38 protein-coding genes are annotated in these 22,911 nt (G+C 38.3%); 34 read left to right on the top strand and 4 right to left on the bottom strand.

What is annotated here, in order from left to right:
- The first annotated feature begins 853 nt into the window (after positions 1 to 853).
- The 5 genes from BPR_RS17180 (at position 854) to BPR_RS17160 (ending at position 3,812) form a co-directional block, all read left to right on the top strand.
- Positions 854 to 1,045 carry a hypothetical protein gene (locus tag BPR_RS17180; RefSeq protein WP_013282766.1) on the top strand — a complete coding sequence of 64 codons (192 nt, stop codon included), beginning with the start codon at positions 854 to 856 and terminating at the stop codon, positions 1,043 to 1,045.
- Complete coding sequence (locus BPR_RS17175; RefSeq protein WP_013282765.1) at positions 1,029 to 1,757, top strand: metallophosphoesterase family protein; 729 nt, start codon at positions 1,029 to 1,031, stop codon at positions 1,755 to 1,757. Before BPR_RS17180 ends, BPR_RS17175 begins: the two co-directional genes overlap by 17 nt.
- 216 nt (positions 1,758 to 1,973) lie before the next feature.
- Positions 1,974 to 2,321: a hypothetical protein gene (locus BPR_RS17170; protein ID WP_013282764.1), complete on the top strand. Its 348-nt coding sequence runs from the start codon at positions 1,974 to 1,976 to the stop codon at positions 2,319 to 2,321.
- Between the two features lie 23 nt (positions 2,322 to 2,344).
- Positions 2,345 to 2,791 (top strand): hypothetical protein, encoded by a 447-nt coding sequence (locus BPR_RS17165; RefSeq protein WP_013282763.1) that lies wholly within the window; start codon positions 2,345 to 2,347, stop codon positions 2,789 to 2,791.
- 640 nt (positions 2,792 to 3,431) lie between these two features.
- The gene (locus BPR_RS17160; RefSeq protein ID WP_013282762.1) at positions 3,432 to 3,812 is read left to right on the top strand and encodes a hypothetical protein; all 381 of its coding nucleotides are present in this window, start codon (positions 3,432 to 3,434) and stop codon (positions 3,810 to 3,812) included.
- A 25-nt stretch (positions 3,813 to 3,837) separates the two neighbouring features.
- Here BPR_RS17160 and BPR_RS20995 read toward each other — a convergent pair whose 3' ends face one another.
- A complete protein-coding gene (locus BPR_RS20995) occupies positions 3,838 to 4,110 on the bottom strand; it encodes a hypothetical protein (RefSeq protein ID WP_167531180.1) in 273 nt (90 codons plus the stop codon).
- A gap of 531 nt (positions 4,111 to 4,641) precedes the next feature.
- Between BPR_RS20995 and BPR_RS17150 the strand changes: the two genes are divergently transcribed.
- From BPR_RS17150 to BPR_RS21130, 5 genes are all read left to right on the top strand, one after another.
- Positions 4,642 to 5,022 (top strand): hypothetical protein, encoded by a 381-nt coding sequence (locus BPR_RS17150; protein WP_013282760.1) that lies wholly within the window; start codon positions 4,642 to 4,644, stop codon positions 5,020 to 5,022.
- 101 nt (positions 5,023 to 5,123) lie between these two features.
- Entirely contained in the window at positions 5,124 to 5,399 is a 276-nt protein-coding gene (locus BPR_RS17145) for a hypothetical protein (RefSeq protein WP_013282759.1), read from the top strand.
- Positions 5,400 to 5,546: 147 nt separating this feature from the next.
- Positions 5,547 to 6,029, top strand: a complete 483-nt coding sequence (locus BPR_RS17140) for a hypothetical protein (protein ID WP_013282758.1) — start codon at positions 5,547 to 5,549, stop codon at positions 6,027 to 6,029.
- A 544-nt stretch (positions 6,030 to 6,573) separates the two neighbouring features.
- Positions 6,574 to 6,699, top strand: coding sequence for a hypothetical protein (locus tag BPR_RS21510; RefSeq protein ID WP_275450186.1), 126 nt, complete (start codon positions 6,574 to 6,576; stop codon positions 6,697 to 6,699).
- Between the two features lie 189 nt (positions 6,700 to 6,888).
- Positions 6,889 to 7,287: a hypothetical protein gene (locus tag BPR_RS21130; RefSeq protein WP_207636507.1), complete on the top strand. Its 399-nt coding sequence runs from the start codon at positions 6,889 to 6,891 to the stop codon at positions 7,285 to 7,287.
- A gap of 313 nt (positions 7,288 to 7,600) precedes the next feature.
- Here BPR_RS21130 and BPR_RS17120 read toward each other — a convergent pair whose 3' ends face one another.
- The 3 genes from BPR_RS17120 to BPR_RS20865 all read right to left on the bottom strand — a co-directional run bounded on the left by BPR_RS17120 (position 7,601) and on the right by BPR_RS20865 (position 8,487).
- Positions 7,601 to 7,927, bottom strand: coding sequence for a BrnA antitoxin family protein (locus BPR_RS17120; RefSeq protein ID WP_013282754.1), 327 nt, complete (start codon positions 7,925 to 7,927; stop codon positions 7,601 to 7,603).
- Between the two features lie 51 nt (positions 7,928 to 7,978).
- The gene (locus BPR_RS17115; RefSeq protein WP_013282753.1) at positions 7,979 to 8,143 is read right to left on the bottom strand and encodes a BrnT family toxin; all 165 of its coding nucleotides are present in this window, start codon (positions 8,141 to 8,143) and stop codon (positions 7,979 to 7,981) included.
- A 116-nt stretch (positions 8,144 to 8,259) separates the two neighbouring features.
- Positions 8,260 to 8,487, bottom strand: a complete 228-nt coding sequence (locus BPR_RS20865) for a hypothetical protein (protein WP_013282752.1) — start codon at positions 8,485 to 8,487, stop codon at positions 8,260 to 8,262.
- Positions 8,488 to 8,906: 419 nt separating this feature from the next.
- Here BPR_RS20865 and BPR_RS17105 point away from each other — a divergent pair, with 419 nt between their 5' ends.
- From BPR_RS17105 to BPR_RS20850, 24 genes are all read left to right on the top strand, one after another.
- A complete protein-coding gene (locus BPR_RS17105) occupies positions 8,907 to 9,155 on the top strand; it encodes a hypothetical protein (RefSeq protein ID WP_143754384.1) in 249 nt (82 codons plus the stop codon).
- Between the two features lie 60 nt (positions 9,156 to 9,215).
- The gene (locus BPR_RS17100) at positions 9,216 to 10,343 is read left to right on the top strand and encodes an RNA-guided endonuclease TnpB family protein (protein ID WP_013282751.1); all 1,128 of its coding nucleotides are present in this window, start codon (positions 9,216 to 9,218) and stop codon (positions 10,341 to 10,343) included.
- Between the two features lie 230 nt (positions 10,344 to 10,573).
- Positions 10,574 to 12,811 (top strand): NAD-dependent DNA ligase LigA, encoded by a 2,238-nt coding sequence (gene ligA, locus BPR_RS17095; protein WP_013282750.1) that lies wholly within the window; start codon positions 10,574 to 10,576, stop codon positions 12,809 to 12,811.
- Positions 12,812 to 12,917: 106 nt separating this feature from the next.
- Positions 12,918 to 13,667 carry an N-6 DNA methylase gene (locus BPR_RS17090; RefSeq protein ID WP_143754383.1) on the top strand — a complete coding sequence of 250 codons (750 nt, stop codon included), beginning with the start codon at positions 12,918 to 12,920 and terminating at the stop codon, positions 13,665 to 13,667.
- 144 nt (positions 13,668 to 13,811) lie between these two features.
- Positions 13,812 to 14,096, top strand: a complete 285-nt coding sequence (locus BPR_RS17085) for a hypothetical protein (protein WP_013282748.1) — start codon at positions 13,812 to 13,814, stop codon at positions 14,094 to 14,096.
- 10 nt (positions 14,097 to 14,106) lie between these two features.
- Positions 14,107 to 14,271, top strand: coding sequence for a hypothetical protein (locus tag BPR_RS20860; RefSeq protein ID WP_154649894.1), 165 nt, complete (start codon positions 14,107 to 14,109; stop codon positions 14,269 to 14,271).
- A gap of 62 nt (positions 14,272 to 14,333) precedes the next feature.
- A complete protein-coding gene (locus BPR_RS17080) occupies positions 14,334 to 14,762 on the top strand; it encodes a hypothetical protein (protein ID WP_013282747.1) in 429 nt (142 codons plus the stop codon).
- A gap of 146 nt (positions 14,763 to 14,908) precedes the next feature.
- Entirely contained in the window at positions 14,909 to 15,109 is a 201-nt protein-coding gene (locus BPR_RS17075; RefSeq protein ID WP_013282746.1) for a hypothetical protein, read from the top strand.
- A gap of 2 nt (positions 15,110 to 15,111) precedes the next feature.
- Positions 15,112 to 15,405 (top strand): hypothetical protein, encoded by a 294-nt coding sequence (locus tag BPR_RS17070; protein WP_013282745.1) that lies wholly within the window; start codon positions 15,112 to 15,114, stop codon positions 15,403 to 15,405.
- 10 nt (positions 15,406 to 15,415) lie between these two features.
- Complete coding sequence (locus BPR_RS17065) at positions 15,416 to 16,141, top strand: hypothetical protein (protein ID WP_013282744.1); 726 nt, start codon at positions 15,416 to 15,418, stop codon at positions 16,139 to 16,141.
- Positions 16,129 to 16,443: a hypothetical protein gene (locus BPR_RS17060; RefSeq protein ID WP_013282743.1), complete on the top strand. Its 315-nt coding sequence runs from the start codon at positions 16,129 to 16,131 to the stop codon at positions 16,441 to 16,443. The genes BPR_RS17065 and BPR_RS17060 overlap by 13 nt, the downstream gene beginning before the upstream one ends.
- 100 nt (positions 16,444 to 16,543) lie before the next feature.
- Positions 16,544 to 17,206 (top strand): hypothetical protein, encoded by a 663-nt coding sequence (locus BPR_RS17055; RefSeq protein ID WP_013282742.1) that lies wholly within the window; start codon positions 16,544 to 16,546, stop codon positions 17,204 to 17,206.
- Positions 17,207 to 17,216: 10 nt separating this feature from the next.
- On the top strand, positions 17,217 to 17,612 hold the full coding sequence (locus tag BPR_RS17050) for a defense against restriction DarA-related protein (RefSeq protein ID WP_013282741.1): 396 nt from the start codon (positions 17,217 to 17,219) through the stop codon (positions 17,610 to 17,612).
- A 109-nt stretch (positions 17,613 to 17,721) separates the two neighbouring features.
- A complete protein-coding gene (locus tag BPR_RS17045) occupies positions 17,722 to 18,015 on the top strand; it encodes a hypothetical protein (RefSeq protein ID WP_013282740.1) in 294 nt (97 codons plus the stop codon).
- A 14-nt stretch (positions 18,016 to 18,029) separates the two neighbouring features.
- Positions 18,030 to 18,758 (top strand): hypothetical protein, encoded by a 729-nt coding sequence (locus BPR_RS17040; protein WP_013282739.1) that lies wholly within the window; start codon positions 18,030 to 18,032, stop codon positions 18,756 to 18,758.
- The gene (locus BPR_RS17035; protein ID WP_013282738.1) at positions 18,739 to 19,242 is read left to right on the top strand and encodes a hypothetical protein; all 504 of its coding nucleotides are present in this window, start codon (positions 18,739 to 18,741) and stop codon (positions 19,240 to 19,242) included. The genes BPR_RS17040 and BPR_RS17035 overlap by 20 nt, the downstream gene beginning before the upstream one ends.
- A gap of 10 nt (positions 19,243 to 19,252) precedes the next feature.
- Entirely contained in the window at positions 19,253 to 19,597 is a 345-nt protein-coding gene (locus tag BPR_RS17030) for a hypothetical protein (protein WP_013282737.1), read from the top strand.
- A 144-nt stretch (positions 19,598 to 19,741) separates the two neighbouring features.
- Complete coding sequence (gene tnpA, locus BPR_RS17025) at positions 19,742 to 20,158, top strand: IS200/IS605 family transposase (protein ID WP_013282736.1); 417 nt, start codon at positions 19,742 to 19,744, stop codon at positions 20,156 to 20,158.
- 22 nt (positions 20,159 to 20,180) lie between these two features.
- Positions 20,181 to 20,387, top strand: a complete 207-nt coding sequence (locus BPR_RS17020) for a helix-turn-helix domain-containing protein (protein WP_013282735.1) — start codon at positions 20,181 to 20,183, stop codon at positions 20,385 to 20,387.
- Positions 20,371 to 21,480 (top strand): IS200/IS605 family element RNA-guided endonuclease TnpB, encoded by a 1,110-nt coding sequence (tnpB, locus tag BPR_RS17015; RefSeq protein ID WP_042258505.1) that lies wholly within the window; start codon positions 20,371 to 20,373, stop codon positions 21,478 to 21,480. Before BPR_RS17020 ends, tnpB begins: the two co-directional genes overlap by 17 nt.
- Before the next feature lie 244 nt (positions 21,481 to 21,724).
- Positions 21,725 to 22,069: a hypothetical protein gene (locus BPR_RS17010; RefSeq protein ID WP_013282733.1), complete on the top strand. Its 345-nt coding sequence runs from the start codon at positions 21,725 to 21,727 to the stop codon at positions 22,067 to 22,069.
- A 67-nt stretch (positions 22,070 to 22,136) separates the two neighbouring features.
- Positions 22,137 to 22,427 (top strand): hypothetical protein, encoded by a 291-nt coding sequence (locus BPR_RS17005; protein ID WP_013282732.1) that lies wholly within the window; start codon positions 22,137 to 22,139, stop codon positions 22,425 to 22,427.
- 33 nt (positions 22,428 to 22,460) lie between these two features.
- Entirely contained in the window at positions 22,461 to 22,634 is a 174-nt protein-coding gene (locus tag BPR_RS20855; RefSeq protein WP_013282731.1) for a hypothetical protein, read from the top strand.
- Positions 22,635 to 22,666: 32 nt separating this feature from the next.
- On the top strand, positions 22,667 to 22,837 hold the full coding sequence (locus tag BPR_RS20850) for a hypothetical protein (protein ID WP_013282730.1): 171 nt from the start codon (positions 22,667 to 22,669) through the stop codon (positions 22,835 to 22,837).
- Positions 22,838 to 22,911: the final 74 nt, after the last annotated feature.

Raw genomic sequence — 22,911 nt, 5'->3', positions numbered from 1 at the left:
TAAAGCAAATATGCGTTGTCGCATACCTGCTGCCTACATGAGGATGTACGCTACATGGCAAACAGCCGGTATATCCGCATATAGTCTACACCTCCGGTAGTTTGAGCTTGTCGCATTTTTATTTCTTTTCTTTATCCATCATGCTACAGGTAAAAATAAGCCGAAAATAAGACAGATTCTGCCATGCAGGGATACCGGCCTTGTAGTATCCTAAAGAACCCGTGCAGAAAATGCTACAGCGCTTGCTGCCATAAAAGGCAGCAGTTATCTGCACAAAACGCGGATAAGTCCTGTAGCATATCTATATATCATCAAAAATCTGCACACAGGTAAGTAAGGCCGGCAGATATGCCATAAAGGAAGTAGCATACGTTCCGGCAGAGCTCCATTCCCTTTTTGTACACTTGCTTTCCTTATGGCAAACCCGCAGCGCCAATCTGCAGACATGTTCTTTTTAAAAGTACATCAAGTAAGCGTTAAAAAGAGCGATAGCACTCCTTAACGGGCGCAAGCCTTACTTCGAATGGGTAGCACGGCGGCGCCAACAGATATGCGCGGGCAATGTGCGGAAGAAAACATCTTATTTGTCCGATGACAAATCTGCATCAAAAATTAAAAATCAAATGCGCCACAATATTATTTGGCAGGGACATGTGTATGTCATCTACATCTATGTGTCTTTAGCATGTACTACCATTTTTAATTTGCCATATATAGATAAATAAGAATGATGCCGGACTTGCATTTTTGCAGGATGCACTGCTGTAGCAAAACAAAAGCGGCAGCAGGCGTTCCGGAATTATTCGCCAAGACGGCAGGATAAAAATGGCAAAAAGGAACTGAAAAATAACTTATGACAGCAAAAGAATTTGCAGAAAACTACAAAAGATATATAACAAGCAAAAGGTATAGAGAAAAAAAGAAGGCAAAGAACGAGGATCAGCATTGCCGTAATGCTCATAGCATACCTGATAGTCATCATCATGAGATGGGGACTTGGCATGTACTAGATATTACAGGAGGAAGTCATGTGGTCATTATTTAAAATGCTCTTTGAAAATAAGAATGATGAATTAGGTGACCAGATGCAGTCCTCTGATATAACCATAGACAAAGAGAACTTCCAGAAAAACCTTCTTAAAAGATATGGCCATATAGATAAGAAGGATATAAACCTTCCATACTGGATATTCATATCAGATACCCATGGCTGTTTTAATGATGAACTTTTAGATGGCATCGACTTTACAGGATGCAGCGCGGTATTTCTCCTTGGTGACAATACGACTGCTGACCTTATAAGACTTGTAAGGCTCATCCCAGATGATATACAGATATTTGCAGTTCTTGGAAACCATGATTCCGTTACCATGTACGAAGGTGATTATAAGTCAAAGGTTTTAGACCGCATTATCCATTTAAAAAGCGGCACCATCTATATAGATAATCTTAATGTAGCTGTTTTTGACGGGTGCCCAAGATATAAGCCAAATCCATCCTACTGTATGCACACTCAGGGAGAGGTTCTGGATATGGTAAAGGATTTTAAGGATGTCGACGTTATAATTTCTCACGCCGGCCCATACACTAAGGAGTCAAAGGACATCGTCCATCAGGGTTACAAAGGTCTTACCGAGTGTGCCTTTAAGCACAAGGTTCCTCTTGTGGTCCACGGGCATGACCATATAGATAAAGAATATAAACTTTTAAACGGCACTACCTGCAGATGCGTATATCAGGTGTACGCACTGCGTTAACCAAATATCTCACAGAGCTTTTACCGGCACCGGCCCGCGAGTATACACCTTCGGTAAGTGTCTTTTCTTTATCTTTCCTTAGTTTTTCAAAAAGGCAACGCCATGAGCGTATGCGATGGCAGGCCTTGGGATGCTCATATGCCTTCTTGGCGTATTAAACCTTATTTCCCCGGGAAGATAATAAAACCGTAAACTGACAATAGGAGGAATACCAAGATGAAAAGAAATCCAGCAACATATATGACAGAAGATGTTAAGAATTCAGAAGTAAAAGAACTTAAAAGAGTGCTCAAGAAATACAGACTCTCAAAAGAAGATACAAAAGAAGTTTCAGGAATGCTGGAATACCCTTATCAGATGCTCTCTGAGAGCAATAAGATGAATGCAGCCCTTGAAGCTTATCTTAAAGATATGCTTGGTGATGGCGCGATCGAAGATTTCTTTGACAGGTTCATCACCAGAAGGATGAGTGCAGGTAAACATTTAAAGGCGTTTATCGAGGAAGATGCAAGACATTACAGAGAGGCTCTTGAAAGAGAACAGCGATTTGTAAGGATCAAATAATTACAGTTTTACAGGAACAAACTATGGAAAAACGAATATCAGAAAGCATAAAGTACAGTATTAATCTAAGAGGCCTAAATTACGTTGAAGATTTCATTAAAAAACTTCCTGACATGGCAAAAGAATACAATAAGTCGGAATTATGGGCTGACCATGTAAAGTGTATGATAGACTGCGGGCTTCAGATCATATTCATACACACAAACGACATTGGCGAAGACGAAGAGAAGGATATGATTTTTGACGCATATATTGGTTATGACATCATAGGATATAACCTCGAATATATGGGAACCTTTAATGGTATAAATGTTGATAATCTGTGTAGGCGATATGAGCGTGATCCTGAATTTGTTTTTGAACAAGAATGGGATATGACAAAAGAAGAAGCAGTCATGAGCATCCTTGGAGAGCAGAAAGATAATGATGTATATATCGTAAATAGCGACGGATATACGGATGATATGTGAATATCCACGCGTCTTTGTATACAGCAGATACCTAAGGGCAGTAACTATATTTTGTTTGAAATCATGATATAGAATCTGCTATAATAAGCTAACTAAGGTTGGAACCCATATAAAGCTTCTGGGTATGTAAGCGCCCACTTGCTACGGCCTGATCCTGTAAAAGGGAACAGGCCGTTTTTCTATAAGAACAGCTGTTCGAAAAATATCTTGCTTTTAACATATACTGTGCTATAATAAAACTCAGGACAGGGTGCACCTCCTGTTCTGCTTAAAGGTTTCTTTAACGAAAGTTAAAAAAATAATCTTAATGCCTGAAGATGTCTTGCCGGAATGGCAGGACATCATTTTTTTGCCCATTTTTAGATTGCTGGAGTGCTTATGCTCCAAGGCAGCAGGATATAAAAGTTTGTCTTTAATAAGTCAAACATCATTAAAAGCTGATCTAAACATATTTCATCACTCTTGTTTGTGTTATCATAAAAAAGAATACAATATGACGTATCAAAGAAATATGAAAAAGCCGACCTGGTTGAAGTACCAGAGGAAAAGATGGATGAAAATCCATAATGCAGAGACAATTATAGTCCAAAAGAACAGTTGAAATAACAAAACCAGTTGCACATTCTGATAAGGTGGATACATGAAAAACGAAGCTATAAGAAGAATGGAAAGCTTAAAGATCAGGGAAGATGTTATCGCAGATTATAAAGAAACCGGAAAAATCTGGTGCTCGGACAAGGATAAGATAACAGATGTCCCTGAAGATATCCTTAGGGAAATAAACCGCTGGGAAGCCCAGTTTGGAAATCTCGTATATCATGTGATCAGAGGATATTTTGGCTATAGCACATATGAATGTCTGTCTGTATCGCGATATAAAGAAGACTGGGGATATGAAAGAGAGCTCATCGATGATAGCTGGGTGATGTCATACAGCATAAATATGGACAGACCATGCTATACAGAGTCCGGATCCATAAAAGTTGAAAATAAAGACGGCGTGCTGATGCGTATCAATTAAGCTCTGAATGCAACTATTTTTTCTGTTATTGGGAAGCGGTATTATCCGGAGTGGTATCTGAATCGGCCTTGTTATTATCTTCATCCATGATCATTTTGGAAAGAACAAAACAACGGACTTCGTCTTTTGTCGAATATCTGAAGACATTTTTTAATAGCAGAAGGTCTTTCTTACTGCAGTACCCCTCAGATAACAGCCTGCTCTTAAGGTTCCTTTTTCTTGTCATGAAATATTCAAACAAAAGATTTGGCTGGTCTTTTTTATCATTTTCTTTGATAAGTTCGTAAACAGCTTCCATCTCATTGAAAGTCTTTTTTGTCCGGAATATCCTAAGGGTTGAAAGTACAGTGTTAGAAAACAATATGACGCAGACGCAAAATAACAATATGAAAATGGATTTATAAAACCAATTGCCAGACATGAAAGCAAATATGACTGCCAGGGACAATCCTATCATTGCAAGTATTTCGGTTGTCATAATTATCATGGAATGGTACTTGGATCTATGAAGCGCATCCCCTTTATAAAACAGTCCGGTAAAAGTAAACACAATGTCAAAAATAGCACTGAACACTAAGATGCAAAATGAAAACATAAACAGCTCCGCCCCAGGAATGTTCTGAGATGTGATATATAAATAAGATTCCATAATACTCCTTATAATCTGTAAAATTTCTATGATAATTTCAAATAGCAGCAGGTATGCGATTTATATCGCTACATGACAGTATGATTATAACACTTTCCATGCGCAGTATGCGAAATATTAGAAAGCCAGGAAAATACAAACTTCAACCGGCATAAAAAATTCCATAAAAGGAGCGTAAAAATGCAAGAATATAATAAAAAAGAAGAACAAAAACGAACACGAGACCTTGTATCCAAAGCATATACTAAAGTGAAGGCCATGATGCCTGAAATGTATAAAAATGAACTTCCAGAAAAAGAGATATGCCGGATCCTTTCGGAAATAAGTGATGTCGAAAACTATCTTCTGCGTCATTGCAGAGCTTCCTGGAGGCTTGGAGCTTTGTTTAAGAGGATTCAGGAAAATACTCCCGAGGAACTTAAGGATATAAAATATCTTAAAGATATTCTGTTCCTGATGAAACTGCAGGTAATGGCGATCGAGGAAGATGAACTTATTGTGTGCGAATATAAATTCTTTGCTGAAAATGAACTGCCAACCAGAATAAATACGCAAAATTGAACAAAGAAATTATGATATAATATTTCCATATAGTTCATTTGATGCAAATACTGCATTTGTATCACTTTCTGTAAAGGAGATTGCTGTTTGAGAGGTCCATTATGATAAAAACAATGAAATACAGCGTTGAGTTTCAAGATGGAAATTTTATAGAAATACTTAAAATTAACAGTCATGCAGCAACAAGAAAATGGACGAGAGTGAAAGATTCCATTGATATCGAAACCGATGATGATGATTTTGACAAACAGTTCGCCAATGTAATGGACGAAGAAACATGCTGCAGCATTCGCGACTGTTTCGATGAACAACCTTATGTGGAAGATATGGATGACTTCATTATGCTTACGCAGCTTGATGATAAAGAGGAAACATAAAAAGCAGGGAGAAAAATACAACGTTATTAAGATAAAGACAGATTGAAAAACTTTACATCAAAAATCAAAAATAACCTTTAATGAAATAAAAAAGTAAAACAGCGTAGACAAGTAATTATTTTTTTGTGATACGAAAGGAAAAATATTATGTCAGATGCGGTTAAGGCTCTATTTAGGTTAACTCTTATTATGGTTATATCAATTTATAGTTTTTCATTATTTATTTCTCAAACAAGTTTTGGAAAGGACTTCGCATCAACTATAGAAATGGATGCTATTAAAAAATTAGAAAGACAAGGATACCACGAAATAACAATCAACGGTAATAGCTTTTATGAGAACGATAGTGATTCTAATTATGAAATATCTAGGGTTGTAAGCAAAGATAAGACTCTTTTCCATAAGGCAGCAGTTGCTTTGCTTATTGAGAATGAAGATGGAGAAAGTGACACTATTAATGTATTGCAAGGTGGCTATGTATCTGTAATAGATAAAACATTAGACAAATCTTATGTTCGTAAAGTAATAGATTGTTCACGTTCTGCCATAAACCCTACTACCAAGTATTTTGTTTATTTAACTCCGAAAGATAGTGACACAATTACCAATCTTATGTTGTCAACTCACTGACTTAATACAATAAAGCTTAATCCAAATTAAAACGACAAATATCTCATCAACACAAATCTGTTGATGGCTATTTTAATGATCTTGCTCTTAACTTAATGACATTGAGAAAAAATACTGTATACTCATCATCCTAAAAGCGAAGACGTTAAAAAGCTTTATGAGGAAGCATTAAATTATAAAAAGGCAGGTAATGTAAGATATGAATAAAGAAATCAAAAACACCAGGAAATGTCGACTGCTGATCCTTCTTGGGTGTATTGGTATGGCAATACCACTTACTATCATCCTTATGTACGCTCTGCACATAACGGTTCCTACAGTTATAGCAGTCACAGGTCCTATAATAGGAGTAATGATCGCAGTCTTAGCATATCATTTGATAAGAATACAATAGATGGCAGATAAATAAAATTAAGAAACAATATTTGACGTTTGAGAATATTAATAACAGCCAAAATACGCAAAGCTTAAAATACGTCAAAAGAAACCTGAATTTGGTATAACGATATCAGAGGACAAATTACTGTCCTAAGCGCAGGCTGAAATGATATGGGAAATGAGTCAGTGCCCTATGCTCTATATGGGAAGAAGCTCATGTACTGTATTAGGTGTTTTGGATGTATCCAAGCAGAAGGTAAAAGGAACTATGCTCTCTATCATGAAAGACTAAGGAATAGCTTATGAATACTGTGAGTAGAAAAGCGGCAAAACAGACGCAGAACACGAATTTAGTGTGGATAGGAGCAGCGCTATTCATCGCTGCATCTGTGGCAGAACTTGTACTTAAAAGGATGTACCCTTATGCAGTAGCATATAAGCAAGAGCCAGTGTATCGGTATATGCTCATACTTATTGGAGTATGGTGGACTGGGCTGATACTTATATGTGCCGGAGGAATAACTTATATCGGACCACGCCTGCTGACGAGGATAAAAACCAAAATCAGAAGAAAGTTCAAGAAAAAAAGAAAGTTATGAAACATACCGAAGAAGAACTCAGTCAAAATATTTGTGATAGTCTTATTCGACGCCTTAATGATGCTGAAAATCATGAGTTGGCATACATAGAATTGCCACTAAGTATTGAACAGGCGCGATGGCTAGGAAGAAAAATGTCAGAGATTGCGCACGTAGATTCTGACCTATCTTTTGAGTACAAGCCGTATAATTATGAATATTATTTGCATGAAGAAGACCAAGCTTTGCCATCAGAATCATGGAATCCCCTTACGGGCAATAAGCCCTTTAGAAGGGGATAGGAAAACCGCTTTACTTGAAAATAGCAGAAAAGCTGTGATGTAGAAATACACCACGGCTTTTTTTATTGCCTGCTGCCACGGGTAGAACTTTGCAACGTCAGATTACTACATACAATATTAATATGAGCTACTGCCATCTGACAGAAGGGGCCTCATCAATAATGTAAAATTTTGCCATAGGGGAAGCACAACAAATGAATATTGTAGAAGAACATCGAAAAATAGCAGTTATGGGCTTTGATGGTAGTAATTTCATTCAGGCGACATTCCACGGCAAAAAGAGAACAACAGCTTACGTAAGCTAGGGCTTTTATCATTTCATCAGCAGTTCTGCAAGTTCCGGATTATCTAATGCTTTTTCGACAATCTTTGCTAAAATGCTAGTATATCCCTTTCCCAAAGATTTTGCTTTGCGCACCGCTCTGGGGGATAATCTCAGTGTAACATTCTGTTTTTGGTTATTTTCACGCTCTTCTTTAATAAGCTCCGAAACTCTTCTGAACTGAGCAAGCTCTTCCCTGGAAAGGATCGGATTGTCTTCATCAAATACATACTCCGTATTCTCGGCTTCTTTTAGCATATGCAATTGTTCTGCTGTAAGCTCTGCAGATACATCTATTTTTTTTCTAATAGTTGCCATAATATTCTTCCCTCTCTTCCTTTTCAGCTTTTCTTGCGGATATCATCCGGATTACTTTATCATTTTTCTCATAGTGTATGAAACAACTATGATCATCAGGTAGCCATTTATGGCCCCAATAACCTTATAGCGATCCTCATCTTCGCTATGTTTTCCATCATACTTTTCTATACGACAGTTATCTGAAAACACATGTGCTGCGGTAGAAAAGTCCATTTTATGCTTCTTGATATTCTTTTGTTCTTTTTCATCATCCCATTCAAAATTAGCTCTTCCATGGTTTTATTATAATATTTGCAATGCAATTATGCAATGCAAATACATATTGCAAATCAAAAACTCCTATCATAATAATCGTGATTCGGAATCGTACGGCTTATACTCTTTTCTTGCTGCATATCATTACGCATTTTCTTGAATGTATCAGGAAATCTTTCTTCCAAGTTTCTGTATCGTTCCAGGTCAATTTCATTCTTGGCATCTTCCAGCCTCATTTTAACCCCTTTTCCCCGAGCCTCATCTATGATTTCACGGGCTTCACTTCTAGCTTTATCAAGCATATCTCTGATCTTTATTTTAGCACCAGTGATAGCTCTTTCCGCTTATTCCATCTTCTCGTTATAGGCAGTTGCCATCTTTTCCATTTTTTCCTCAATCCGCTAACAAGTCTTGCTGTTCTGATTAAATCCATATAATCAGCTTTATCCAGTATAACCTCATCCTTGCCCTGAATCTTACTTATAACATTTTCCCTCGCCTTGCCCTTAATTTTATCTATTGCGGGCTCATTTAAAACACCTAGATATGTTTCACGAGCATCTATGGCTTTTCTGTATCTTTAAGCTTTTTCTTTACTCTCGAGTTCACTCTGGGAAAATAACAAGATCCCCCTTAACCTGGTCGGTATTAGTTTACTACTTGCCCAGAGGATGGAATTTAAAACAAATATAGTCTACCTTCTGAAAAGTGATAAAAAGAAATGGCTGAAATGTTGGGCATTTCAGAAGAACGTGTAAAAACGCTTCTAAGCGATTGTAAGAAATACGATATACTCCGCCCCACAGATTGCCGTGGAAAATTTGCTGTAAATGCCTATCTTTTCAGCACTGGAAGTGCAATTGAAACCCGCAATCTTCAAGCGCATTTTGACTTTGATAACAATGTCTATCATTCTCTTATAAATTATCTGGCGAGAAAACCCCTTCCAGCGAATGCCGGTTGGGGATGAATTGCCAGATACAACCCAAACATACGTGCGCTCTGCGTGATTTTGTGGTATGCTATATCCATGGAACAGTTCATTTACCTTAGATATCAATATCGTATATATCCAAATATCACGCAGCGAAAACAGATGTCTGTTACAGCAGACTGCTGCAGATTTGTTCACAACTACTATCTGAACATGAGAAGCCTTGCATGGCGCACTCAGCACCGCAGTATGAACTACAATGCCTGCGCAAATGACCTTAAATACTTAAAACTCGTATATCCGTGGCTTAAAGAGGCTGATTCCATGGCTCTTCAGGAAGAGCTTAAAGACTTACAGCTGTCATTTGAGAAGTTCTTTAGTCATAGTGGCGGCTATCCTAAGTTCCGTTCCAAAAAGGAATCTGGTATTTCCTACCGCACAAGAAACCAAAATGGCGGCATCAGACTGTCCTTGGACAAGCATTTCATAAATATCCCCAAGATTGGCATGGTGCGCATAAAGCTCTCCCGTGATATACCTGGCGAGATATTGAATGCTACGCTCATAAGGAAACCATCAGGCAAGTACTTTGTATCCCTGACCTTAAAGATAGAAAGTGCTTCTCTTATTAAAGGCAATCATGGCATGGAGCATGGCCTTGATCTGGGACTAAGGTCATTCTATGTTCTTGATGACGGAACTGTTGCTCCAAACATGAAGTATCTCTATGAAACCAATGGAAAGCTCATAAGAGCGCAGCGCCGTCTTTCCCGCATGAAGAAAGGTTCATCCAACTACATAAAGCAAAAACGCAAGGTTGCCCGTCTCCACGAGAAGGTCTGTTTTGCGCGTCATGATTATCTCCACAAGGAGAGTACACGCCTTGCAAAGATGTGCAGTCTCCTGTGCATTGAAGATCTTAATATCAAAGGCATGATCAGAAACCATAAGCTCGCACGTTCCATAAGTGATGCATCATGGTCTGAGTTTACCAAAATGCTTGAGTATAAAATGCCCCTGTATCAGGGCGCCCTTGTCAAAGTACCACGTTTCTATGCATCATCCCAGACATGCCATATATGCGGACACAGGAATCCGAAAACCAAGGACCTTGCTATCCGCAGATGGACCTGCACTGTATGTGGTACAGAGCACGATCGTGATGTTAATGCTGCCAGGTGCCTGCTTCAAAAGGGGCGGACAATGCTCCCTGATGCAGCATAGAAACACAAAAACATAAAGTACCGTAGGGACTACGGGAACCAAACGCCTGTGGACACCGTATAAGCCGCAGTTCTGTTGCTTTTATAGAACAGTCCCGCGCAGTGGTGGCTGAAGCAGGAATCCACTTCCAACGAAGTCGGTGGTGGTAGTTCAATACATTTTATTTTGACCAGAAAAAGACATACTTATATCGTATCTATAAAAATGACGGTTAAGAAAGGATAATAGGTATGAACGAGATTGAATTAAATACAGCACTTGGCGAGCAGCTTTCTAAAAAAGATTATGAAAAGCTTAAAAATAAGCTCATGGATCTTGCCAGAGCATATTATGATGACGATGCTCCAAAAGTTTCTGATCATGAATATGACATGCTGATGGTGCAGCTTAAGGCCTGTGAGAAAAAGAATCCTTCCTGGGTTACGGATGATTCTATCAGCCAGGTGATCGGAGGAACTGCTTCGAGTAAGTTCTCGAAGGTTACTCACGACGTACCAATGCTCTCAATAGAGGATGTTTTTAATAAAGAATCAGTAAAAGAGTGGATGGAAAATGTTAAGACAAACTACCCTGATGCGGGTTTTACCGTTGAAGAGAAGATTGACGGTCTTTCCTGTACACTCCGCTATAAGACCAATGATACTGAGCCTTATGATGAGGCTAACTGTGTCTGCTATGATCTTGTGCTTGCTGAGACAAGAGGTAACGGCATCATTGGCGAAGATGTTACAGAAAATGTACTGCAGATCCCTGATGTTCCAAAAAGACTCTTTTTATCTCATGACCTGTACGGAGATTCCTTCCAGGTGCGTGGTGAGATCTATATGAAGCATGAGAACTTTGAAAAGTTCAATGAAAAAGAAGTGAAAGCTGGAAGAAAGCCTGCTGCCAATCCAAGAAATCTTGCTGCAGGAACACTCAGACAGAAAGAAGCAGTCCTCGTTAAGGAAAGAGGGCTCAATATGTTTATCTTCAGAGTCCAGAAAGTCGAGGGAGCTACAAGAGATATCCTCACAAGAACCCAGTATGAAGCAATGCAGATCCTTAAAAAAGATGGCTTTAAGACAGCTATCTGCGGATTTGCCAGGACTTTTGAAGAAGTTGAGGCTCTTATTGATGAGTATGAGACTCACAAGGATGGAAGATTTGGATATGACATCGATGGCGCTGTTGTCAAGATCGATGTTATAGAACACCAGGATGACTTCTCTACATCAAGTAAGTACATTCCAGGCCACATTGCCTATAAGTATCCTCAGAAGGAACAGAAGGCAAGAGTAACTGATATTGATGTAGCTCTTGGAAGAACAGGCAAGCTTACCTTCACAGCTGTTGTATGTGACGATGAGACTGGAGAGCCTCTTCAGATGTGCGGCACTTCAGTATCCCGTGTAACTCTTCACAACATGGATTACATAAGAGAGCGCCATATCGGAATCGGTGGAGTATATGGAATCTTTAAGTCAGGAGAGATCATCCCCAAGCTTACAGAGACTATATACAAGGAACCTGAAAGGCTCTTTGAAGTACCAACTGTGTGTCCGTTCTGTGGTTCTCCTATTGTTAACCTTGGAAGTACGGATTACTTCTGTTCCAATGATAACTGCAAAGAGCGTGCTATCCAGCAGTTGGATTATTTTGTCGGAAGAGACCAGATGAATATCGAGGGGCTTTCAATCGAATCGATAAGATTCCTTGATTCAAAGGGATATATCAATGCATCAGCACCTGCTTCATTATATTTCCAGGCGGAAAAGTGGCATGAAGATGGAGTATTTGCAAAGCTCGGGAAGCCTGAAATACATCTTGAGAATGAGGATGGCTGGTCAGAAAAAAGCGTAGAGAACCTCGTTACTGCTATTGATAAGTCAAGAACATCTGACTTTATCAGAGTGTTGGCATCGTTTGGTCTTCCTAATGTTGGACATGGCCAGGCTAAGCTTTTAAAGAAGGCAATCGAAAAGTTCGACGGCAAGGAAGCTAACTATTTCGGAAGACTCCTTGAGATGTACAAGGCTGGATATGACTTTAGTAAGATCGAAGGATTTGGCGATGTTATTAAGAAGACTCTCAATGACTTTTGCCAGAGTATCTTGGATTTAGGCATTCCAGATAAAGACCATACAGCTCAGAAGTATGTAGATCTTCTTGATGCTGTTGATATCCTTTTTATTGAGGAAAAGGCAGCAGGTGCCAGTTCTCTTGAAGGCCTCACATTTGTAGTTACAGGTTCTTTTGAAAACTACAAGCCAAGAAAGCTTTTAGAAGATGAGATCGAGTCACTTGGTGGTAAGGTATCCGGAACTGTTTCAGCAAAGACAAGCTATCTGATCAATAATGACACTACATCTTCTTCTGGAAAGAATAAGAAGGCCAAAGAACTTGGAGTGAAGATCATTTCAGAACAGGAATATCGCGCTATGGCATATCTTGGCAACATCTCATTAGGGAATAGCATAGAAAAATAATCTTAATAGGAGTTTCTGCTTTTAGCAGGACTCCTATTTTATTTTATCCTAAATTAAACATATTATCCTTGTAACTGTTAACGCCAGATCAAATAAGGATAATAACATGAAAGAGACTAAAATGGATTACAAAAAAGAATTTCAGAAGGAATTCGAGAGTATGTGCTACAATAAGGGCCTTAATAAGAAAGAGGCTTGGGGCATCTTGATGGAGATGTTTGCGTGCACTTTAAGCAATCAGACAGAGCCAAGATATAATGTAAGGCAGGAAAGAGAAGAAAAGTATTATAAGTGCGAAGAGCGCCTTGGAGGAAAAGAGATTCCCGCGAAGCTTCTTGCATATCTTATGATGGCTCTTAACGAAGATCCTAATCAGGATTTCCTCGGTGACATGTATATGAAGCTTTCAATGGGAGAAAGAGCCTGGGGACAGATATTTACTCCATATCATGTATGCGAGATGATGGCTCAGATGACTTTTGATTCTCCTGAGAAGGATATCAAAGATCACGGCTATGTGACGACACTGGATCCTGCTGTTGGAGGAGGAGCAATGCTTATTGCAAGTGCTCAGGCATTAAGAGATGCTGGATATGATCCAAAAACACAGATGATCGCAGTTGGTCAGGACGTCGATATTACTGCAGTCTATATGGCGTTTGTGCAGCTTGCTATTATTGGATGCCCGGCTGTAGTCGTACATGGTGATTCACTGGCAGAACCTTATACAGGGAATCCTCTTTTTGTAGATGATAACAGCAGCTACTGGTACACGCCAATGCTGTTTACAAAAGCCTGGTTTGAAAGACGCAAGGCTTTCATTGAAGAATTACGGGATAATAATAAGATTGCATAAGTAGAAACAAAGATTTATTTAGCTATCTTGACAATAATGAAACAGAGAGGTTTCAAATACTAACCTCTCTGTTTTTATTTGCGCCGGCATAAACCATAATCAAGTAAATTATTTTAATGTCAGAATGGGAAAGAGGAAAATAACATGTTAATCAATACGTACTACAAAGGTGCTACAGACAAGGTTACAGGATTTGTCTATGACACCGACAGAAAGAGCTTTAAGGATTACTCTTTTGTTTCATCTGAGTGGCTGACCATAAAAGGCAGAGAGGAAGAAGCAGTTGAAAACTTTAAGATGTGCGGCGATATGTGTTACTTTATGCCAACACTCAAGGTTCTTAACCAGCAGAGGAATGAGCTCGTAAATTTCTGCAGCTTCTTTGAGGCAGCAGACATGGTCCTTGATTTCGGAGCATTCACAAAGTAAGGAGAATAAGATGAATAAGGAAGGAATACTAAGCGGAACGTTCGCTTACAGTAAAAATACCCTGGTCTATGTAAGTAAGGTGATTGATGGGATAGCTTATATCCGCTGCGCTGATCAGCTTACCTGGCATAAAAAGATACCTGTATGTAAGCTTCGTCCGTGTATCAATTATTGAAATGGAATAATAATAATGACATGTAAAAGAAGTAGAAAATAATAAAACAGAAGGATAATAACATGGATAATTATTTAGTAGAATCATTCTTAGAAAGGCTTGGAAGAACTGAGCCAAGAGAACTTCATTTATCAAAAGCTTATCGTGAGGGCTTCTATGCAGCTGTAAAGATGTGTGGTGAAGCAGCTAAAGAGTTCCTTACATTTGCAAAGGAATACGAAAAACATCATGTCTATGACATCTACTGCGAGTTTGATTCAGTTAAAGAATGGGCCGACTGGTTTTCTGGAGCTGATCTTCATCTTACTGGAGAACAGTTTGAAAAAACAACAGAAAAAGACTGGAAGTCGTGGCTTAAGAAGGAACCGGCATATTATTTAAGAAGTGATGGTGCCGTAATAGAACATGACTGGCAGAATACTGAGTGGTGGGATAAATACTACCCGGGCTGGGATAAGAATAAGGACAGAAGTAGTTATTTCAAGGGATGATAAGTTGATAGGGACCGCCATGACTATACCATGGCGGTCCTTTTATTTTACTCAAAACCAGAGCTGAAGCCCTTGATTTATTTATTCTGATGCGGGCCATAATACAGGAAATATTTATAATGTCAACTAAAGAAAGGAGATAAATCATGAAACTTGACGGATTTCTTATGTATATCGATAACGATACACAGCTTGTAGTAAAGAAAGAGGATGGAAACCATAATTTTAACGAGGTTTTTAAAGGTTCTGTAGTGGACTGGAATATCAGGCCTGTTGAGCCTAACTGCATCGTAAGAGGTGCAACAGTTGCAGATAATAGCCTGGTCATACATATCAGCGAGGACTAAACATGGCTAAAAGAGTAAAAACAAAGAGATTCTTTATAGAAACCATGCTCGCAGATAGCTTTACATCAAAAATAGAAGTAAGTGAAAAGACTTATAAAAGCGCCCTTAAGGACGCGATAGAAAATCATGGAAAGCAGGCTGGCAGCAAGGAAGATGACTTTTACGTCGATATGAAGGTTCTGGAAAGGAGTCTTCATAAAACAACTGAGAAAAGAACGATCTTTAGCTGGTCAATATGCGATATGACTTTCTCGGAGATCAGATGTAAAGAAGGATACAACTTTATTACAAAATAAGGAGAACAAAATGTTTAGACAGGATGCTAATCAAAGATGTAAGGGGTGCAAAAATCTTGCTCCTGATGAAAATAACCAGATGACACTTTGTGGCCACTGCATGAAGGAAATTACCGATGTAGATTTTGAGGCGTGTCCTCATCACACAGAAAGGCTTGGCCCTGAGGAACTTGTAAGCAGGATCGAAAATTATATTCTCGGAACAGCTTATGAACTGGCAGAGCAGGTGGTTGCCCTTATGGAAGATTTCCGCGAATGGCACTGCGACTCAGAGATGCTTGAGGATCCCAGAATGCAGGCTGCAAGTATTGAGGATGTTGCAAAAGCTATAAGCAATAACGAAAGCGAAAGAAATGTTGTACTGACCATTGTTAAAGAAATGCAGGAAGCAATTCTTCATCCACATGAATGCCACATAGTATTCAGCCCATCAGAAACGCTTGAATCAATGCTCCATAAGGTAAGAGCGTGTTATAATGAAGAAAACTCTTCAAATGGAGGCAATATGAATAACATTTCTGATGATGAACTTCTTATAATCAGTCAGTGTATACTGATGGCCATGGATAATATGCAGAACGCTAAAAAGAACCTTGTAGGCAGTGACCTGCTCAAAGAGGTAAATGCTAAAACAAAGGAGCTAAGCGTTCTGAACGATAAAGTGCTGTCACTTGTATCTAACGCAGAGATGATAACTAATGCCAAAAGGAATGAGGTTTTAAAATGCATACAATAACAAAAGAAATGGTCATTGAAGGTCTTGAAAAGAACGTCATTAAAATAGTTGATGGCGATCTTGACCATGGGTGTTCCGGCGTTGTCTGCCAGATAGGAGATAACCAGTTTTACTACAATCCTTACCTGGACGATGGTGAAGTAACAGCAGAGAGCTATCTTAAGGTAATCGACAAAGAGATACTTGTTCATGAGATCTTTACGCAGCTTGACAGAGAAATGCGTATAGAATTCCCTGAAGAATATGAGTATTATTATTTCTATCTCGATGAAGCACTTGGATATGCATACAACAGAAACTAAATAGCAGGAAGCTCCTTTTATAAGGGGCTTCTTTTATTTTGTTCACATATTTACATAATAGACATGATTGTTGTTAATGATAGTTAGAAAGGAAAGAAATATGAGAGCATATTTTAGATTCAAGACAAATATCCCTGATACCATAAAAGAGAAGACTACAGTGCAGGTTGATTCTATCACTCTTAAAAGCGAGAGCGGCAAACTTATCGAGGTGAGATTGTGCGGCGAATCTGAATACGGCGTAGAAAATGGTCGATATGATGCTAGATGGAAGGGACTTGAATTTGGTATTGGTGATAATGATCCTGTGAGTGATGATGAAATATCTGAAGATACCTATGAAAAGCTTGTCCAGGAGCTCAAGGGGTCTAAACTCTATTCAATCGAATACTACTGGGAGGATGACAGGTACTGGAATATTCCTAAGGAAGATTTTCATCCTTCATGTCAGGATATCGAACTTGAGATCCGAAATGGAGATGATGTGGCTGGCACCTGGAAGAAAGACAGACTTTTTGATGAAGAGACTTTATCAGAGCTTAACAGTGCGCTTGATAGGATAAAGAATTATCCAAAGGGCTTTGAATTTACCATCAAATACTCCGAAATCTCTTCTAAGGCAAAGCTTAATGCTTTGGAACTTGTACTTAATAAGGCAAGAGAACTTAAGTATATCAAGAGCATTGCTATTGGCCACTCCATGGCAGATCTTACCGGGGAAAGCGGAAGATTCTGCTCTGAAGAAACTTTCAAGAGACTATAAGGAGATAAACATGAGCAAAATTTATTATTATGGAATGAGACTCAGAGGTTGTGCCCCTGGGTGTCAGCCTGAAGAAGGGTTCAAAGCGCGACTTGATTCTGTAAGCGGAAAATATCATGATATTATCAGCTATGACAGGCTTCTTACTAAAGAAGAGGAGGAACACTTTAGTTTAACGCAGCTCATGATGGAACCAGACAGATTTATCGAAGATGAAACTGCAGACGAAAGAATATCAAGGCTTATCCAGGATAAGTCAGCTGAGATCATTAAAGAGATAGGTAGTCTCCTTGATATCGCTCCAGAAAAAATTGATGCTGCTGATCACAGAAAGCTTGTGAAAGCACAAGAGCTACTGAGAAAAGCTATAGTGGGTATTATCGAAGAAGCTAAAAAAGAAAACTAAATAAGACTTTTAAAGAGGTTTGCTACGGCAGGCCTCTTTTATTTTTACCGCCAGATCCCATAATAAGACAAACAAATTTAATGTTAGCTAAATAAAGGAGAATTAAATTATGAACAAAAATGAATTCAAATTAAGGCACATCCGTGTAAGTATCAGTGATTTCTTAGCTGACCGTCACAGATTTAAGTTTGAGTACGAAGGCGACGAATATGAGGCTGCCTGCTACAGCAGTGTTGATATACAGTTTGGGGAGGATGCTGAGAAAAATATCCCTGAAGAAGTCCTTTCTAAGATCACAAAGGAGATCTACAAAAAGATAGACGAAAACGAGGGAAAGAACTGGCGTTATCCAGAAAAAGCCCGCGCTATAGCAGATACATACTGCGAAGAAGAATTTGCCTAAAGAAGGAGAAGAAAATGAGCGTATATTATGATTGCTGCGGTAATAAATGTAACCGCCTGTCAATAGGAGATGTCACTCTGATCGGTAAGAGTATCTGTTTTGATGATACCGAGTCTGTTGAATACAGTTATTCTACAGGTAATATGGTATACAGAGGGATGCTTGCGAGGCAGTATAAAAGTGGCCTTACAAAAGAGGAAGCTCTCAAGATCGCTAATGAGACCTATCAAAAGAATGCTCCATTCGGAAATGGGGAAATCCCTTTTGAACTTGTTGCAAATCTAAGAGGTGACCTCAAGTGGTGTGTATTTACAGGAAACTTAGAAACAAATGAAAGACGCATCGAAAACAGAACTGCTCCAAAGGTTAGATATTCTGTAAGAAATATGACCAAAGGACTGTTTGTGCAGCAGGAAAGAGAAGAAGATAAAGTTAAGCTTGTGCCAGCTGATGATAGGACCGTCTTTTACGATGAATCCGACGCCGAAAGCCTGCAACAGATGCTTGATGATTCAGAGTCTGACTGTTATTGCGTTATCACTGAAAACACCCAGAATTACACTGTGGAATTTGAGATAAAAGCAAAAGTCGTTATCGATATAAGTGCAGGAAGTCCTGATGAGGCATACCCAAAAGCTAAAGAGAAATTCAAAAAGCTTAAATTTGGAGCTGCTGAAGATGTTGAGGGTGAAATTTCCAGCATCAGAGATGAGGAGGGAGAGTTTGTCTACGAAAAAGAATGAGAATCTCCTGGTATATAAACTCTGCCGGATCAAAAGTGACAAGCTGTATCCTTTATATGTCGAATCAGATAAGGAGATAGTCCTTGGTAAATGGCTTAAGGCTTCTTGTGGCCCTCTTGCTGATGCTACTCACGTTAAGGCATCCGGCTGTGGCGGAAAATTATCCCTGCGACCAGGCTGGCACACGACAAACGTGCCCTGGACAGATTGGATCGGAGCAAGACAACCTGATGGCAGTCTTGCAAGAAGACCTGACAGTGTGTGGTGTGAATGTGAGATAAGAGGAGACGAACTTACGGTGACCGAACGAAATGGTCTTCGGACCATTCCAAAGGGCTACTACAGATTTAAGACTAATTCAAAGCAGCGTGATCCATGGCTTATAAGCGGTGAGATTAAAGTTAACAGGATCCTTCCTGATGATGAGGTCGATAAGATCTGTATGGAAAAAGGATTTATTCCGCAAAAGCTTGCTGCAAGATAAGGAGAATAACATGAACGCGATAGAAAAGATCGAAAACTATAAAAAGAAGGTCATAGAAAGTGAAACAAAGAAGTTAAAAGATGCTTACACAGAAGCCAAAGCATGTTATAACGACACTGGATATGACAGGTACTACAACAAGATGGAAAAGATCGAAAAAGAACTCGATGAGCTTGAAGGGTATGCTTCAAGAGACCAGGCCATAAGTGATGCTATAAATGAAAAAACAAAGCTCAAGGCAGAAATTGATAAGATCAAAAAAGACCTTTCAAATAAACTCTTCTACCTTATAGCAGATCTTCCGGACTGCGCAGAAGCCAGGAACTTAAAAGAATATATCGAAAATAACTTGTAATAATCATAGGCGCTTCCGGATTCCGGAGGCGCTTTTATATAACTCTCACGGCTGAAAACCCATCAAGCTTTAGCTTATGGGATGAAAGCCGATAGACTTCACTCAGCCTCGCCTAAGCGGGGCTGTTCTTGTATAATAGGATTCATGAATAAAGACTATAATCATGGACATAGACATAAGTTTCTCTTAAGATATCATTTAATCTTAGTTTGTAAAAATAGAAGAAAATTGCTATCTGCTAACAATATATCCTCCGATATAAAAACTCTTGCTATTCATATAGCAAACTCTCACAATGTACATATTCACCACATGGAAGCTGATAAAGATCATTTACATTTAATGATAGAAACTACTCCTAATATAAACTTGTCGGATTTTGTAAGAACTCTGAAGTCATACACAACCTACCATATCTGGAAGGAATATACTCCTTATCTAAGCAAATGTTTTTGGAACGAAAGAACTTTCTGGTCTGATGGATACTTCATAAGTTCTATTGGAGAAGTTAGCAGCGATACTCTGAAACATTACATCAAAAATCAGGGTAAAAATACTTGATAATATACAACAACGTTGTATAATGGCTTTAGAGGTAATGCTTATGACAATTTTAGAGTTACGTCAAAAAACAGGACTTTCCCAAAGCAAATTTGCAAATAAGTTTCACTTGAACGTGCGAACCGTTCAAACATGGGAACAAGGTACTCGTAAAACTCCTGATTATGTTGTTTGGCTAATAGAAAAAGTAATGGATTTAGAGGAGCAATTAGATGCTCAAAGGAATTAAGTTTAGGATCTATCCTAATAAAGAACAGCAGCATATAATTCAAAAGACCTTTGGTTGTAGTAGATTCATTTACAACCAAGGGCTTTCTTTGCGTACTAATGAATTCAAAAAAGGTAATTCTATTGGCTATAAAGAGACAAATGCGATGCTTTCTAGCTATAAGAAGTCTGAAGAATTTGTCTGGCTTAAAGAAGTAGATTCTGTAGCTCTGCAACAATCTCTTAGAGATTTAGACAGAGCCTATAAAAACTTCTTTGCCAAGAGAGCAGCTATGCCTAAATTCAAATCTAAGCATAACCACAATAAAAGCTATAGGACGCAGTGTATTAATGGTAATATCGCAGTAGCTGGAAAGTATATTAAACTTCCTAAATTAGGTTATGTAAAAGCTAAAATCTCTATGCCTGTAACAGGCAAAATCAATAATGCCACTATTGAACAGGTTTCTAGTGGTAAATATTTTTGTGTCCTTAATGTAGAGGTTGAACAACCAATATATGAAAATGCAGGACGTATCATTGGTATTGATGTGGGTATTAAGGAATTCTATTCGGATAGCAATGGTAATACAGTAGATAATCCTAAATACCTTGATAAGTCTATGCGTAAACTTGTCAAAGAACAGCGTAAGCTGTCTCACATGACTAAATTCTCTAAAAACTGGAATAAACAGCGTATCATTGTAGCTAGAATACATGAGAAGATTACTAATCAAAGAAATGATTTCTTACATAGAGAGTCTACAAAGCTTTTGAGAGAAAACCAAATCATTTGTATTGAAGACTTGAATGTAAAAGGAATGGTTCATAATCACAAATTAGCTAAAAACATTAGTGATGTATCATGGTCTAAATTCTTTGATATGCTTGAATATAAATCAGCATTCTATGGATCTGAAATTGTTAGAGTTCCTAGATTCTATGCAAGTAGTCAAACTTGCAATATCTGTGGATATAAACATATCCAGGTTAAGAATCTATCTGTTAGAGAATGGATTTGTCCTGAATGTGGAACTTATCACGATAGAGATATTAATGCTGCTATTAACATAAAAGAAAAAGGTCTAAGCCTACTTGCTGAGCAAGTGGCCTAAACCTTAAATATACTTGTAGTAGGGTGGGGCACACCCGAACTAGGCAATAGCCTTACGCTTGTGGAGACCGATGAGAAAACTGCTATCTTTAGATAGATGTGATAATAACCGTGATCCTTGAAGCAAGAATCCCATTAGCTTTAGCTGATGGGAGTGTCAATTTGCGCGATATTTATTATATTTAGCAAATACCATAATTATTCATATATGTGTAATTTATGATGGTTGACGAAAGGAAAATAATATGGAAGGAAAAATGAAAACACTTGTTTTTGAGCAGATTACAGACAGTAGATTTGATGCGGACATTGAACAGTTATTACAAGAAAGATGGGCTGCAATCATGACTCTTTTAGGAGATATGGATGGGGTTCATGTATCCTATGATGAGGTTAGGAAACTGACTTTTACAGAACCAGAGAATTACGAACAGTGCAGACGTCAGTTTTTCGTAAGAAAAGATAATAAAAAGACAACATGGAATGACATCTATAAGGCTATCGATTCCGTCAAACCTGTTCCATATAAGTTTGTAGAAGGTACTTGGATAACCATACCATGTAACTTGGATAACTATATCAAGCGCTGAAGAATATGTGAGAAATGAAGGGAGAATAAACCTATGTTTTCGTTGGATATAAAAGGAGAAGAAAGAGATGAATAAATTAGTAAGACCTACTTTCGAGGAAATAATTAATGCTGCTGATGCTTTACTTGCAGACAAGGAATTAGTTGTAACAGAATTTGGAACTAACAATGACCTTGAATTGCATATATGGAAAGATGGCGAATTTGAACCTGAAGAGGACGAATCAAATATGGTACATATCGTAACATTACAGGATGGAGAGGCCGTTGATGATACAGAAGACACCTATGTTACAGACGGTTCATTGTATGATGAGCTTGTAAGAATTAATGAATATAGAGATTTTGAAACATTATAAAATCTAGTTTTTATTGGAAAGGAGAACTGAATTATGAAGATAACACATATTATTTGGGATTTAGAAGAAGGGGATAGTGATTACGCACTTCCAAAAGAGATTGATGTTCCCGATACACTCCTAAAGAAGGGCTGTACTACAGATGAAATATTAGATTGGGCTTCGGATGAATATGGATATTGCATCTGTAGTTGCGATATAGGATAAAACCTAATTTTTATTGGAAAGGAGAATAAAACATGAGTGATTTTTATGTGACGGTAGATACAGGTATATGCGGATACTCTTTTGTAAAACTTGTAAATACTAGCAATGAAGATAAAGCAAAAGAAATTGCTTTAGAAGAAACAGAAAATGATATTAGATATATGTTAAGTAATCTAAAAGTGGTCAATGTAACTACTGAATAAAACGAATCTTTTATTTTGAAAGGAAAATACATGGCATTAAGCAAAAAAAGAGTTTCAAAGGATTGAAGAATTAA

This window comes from Butyrivibrio proteoclasticus B316 (genome assembly GCF_000145035.1).
GTDB lineage: Bacteria > Bacillota > Clostridia > Lachnospirales > Lachnospiraceae > Butyrivibrio > Butyrivibrio proteoclasticus.
This window is presented reverse-complemented; position numbering and strand designations above follow the sequence as displayed.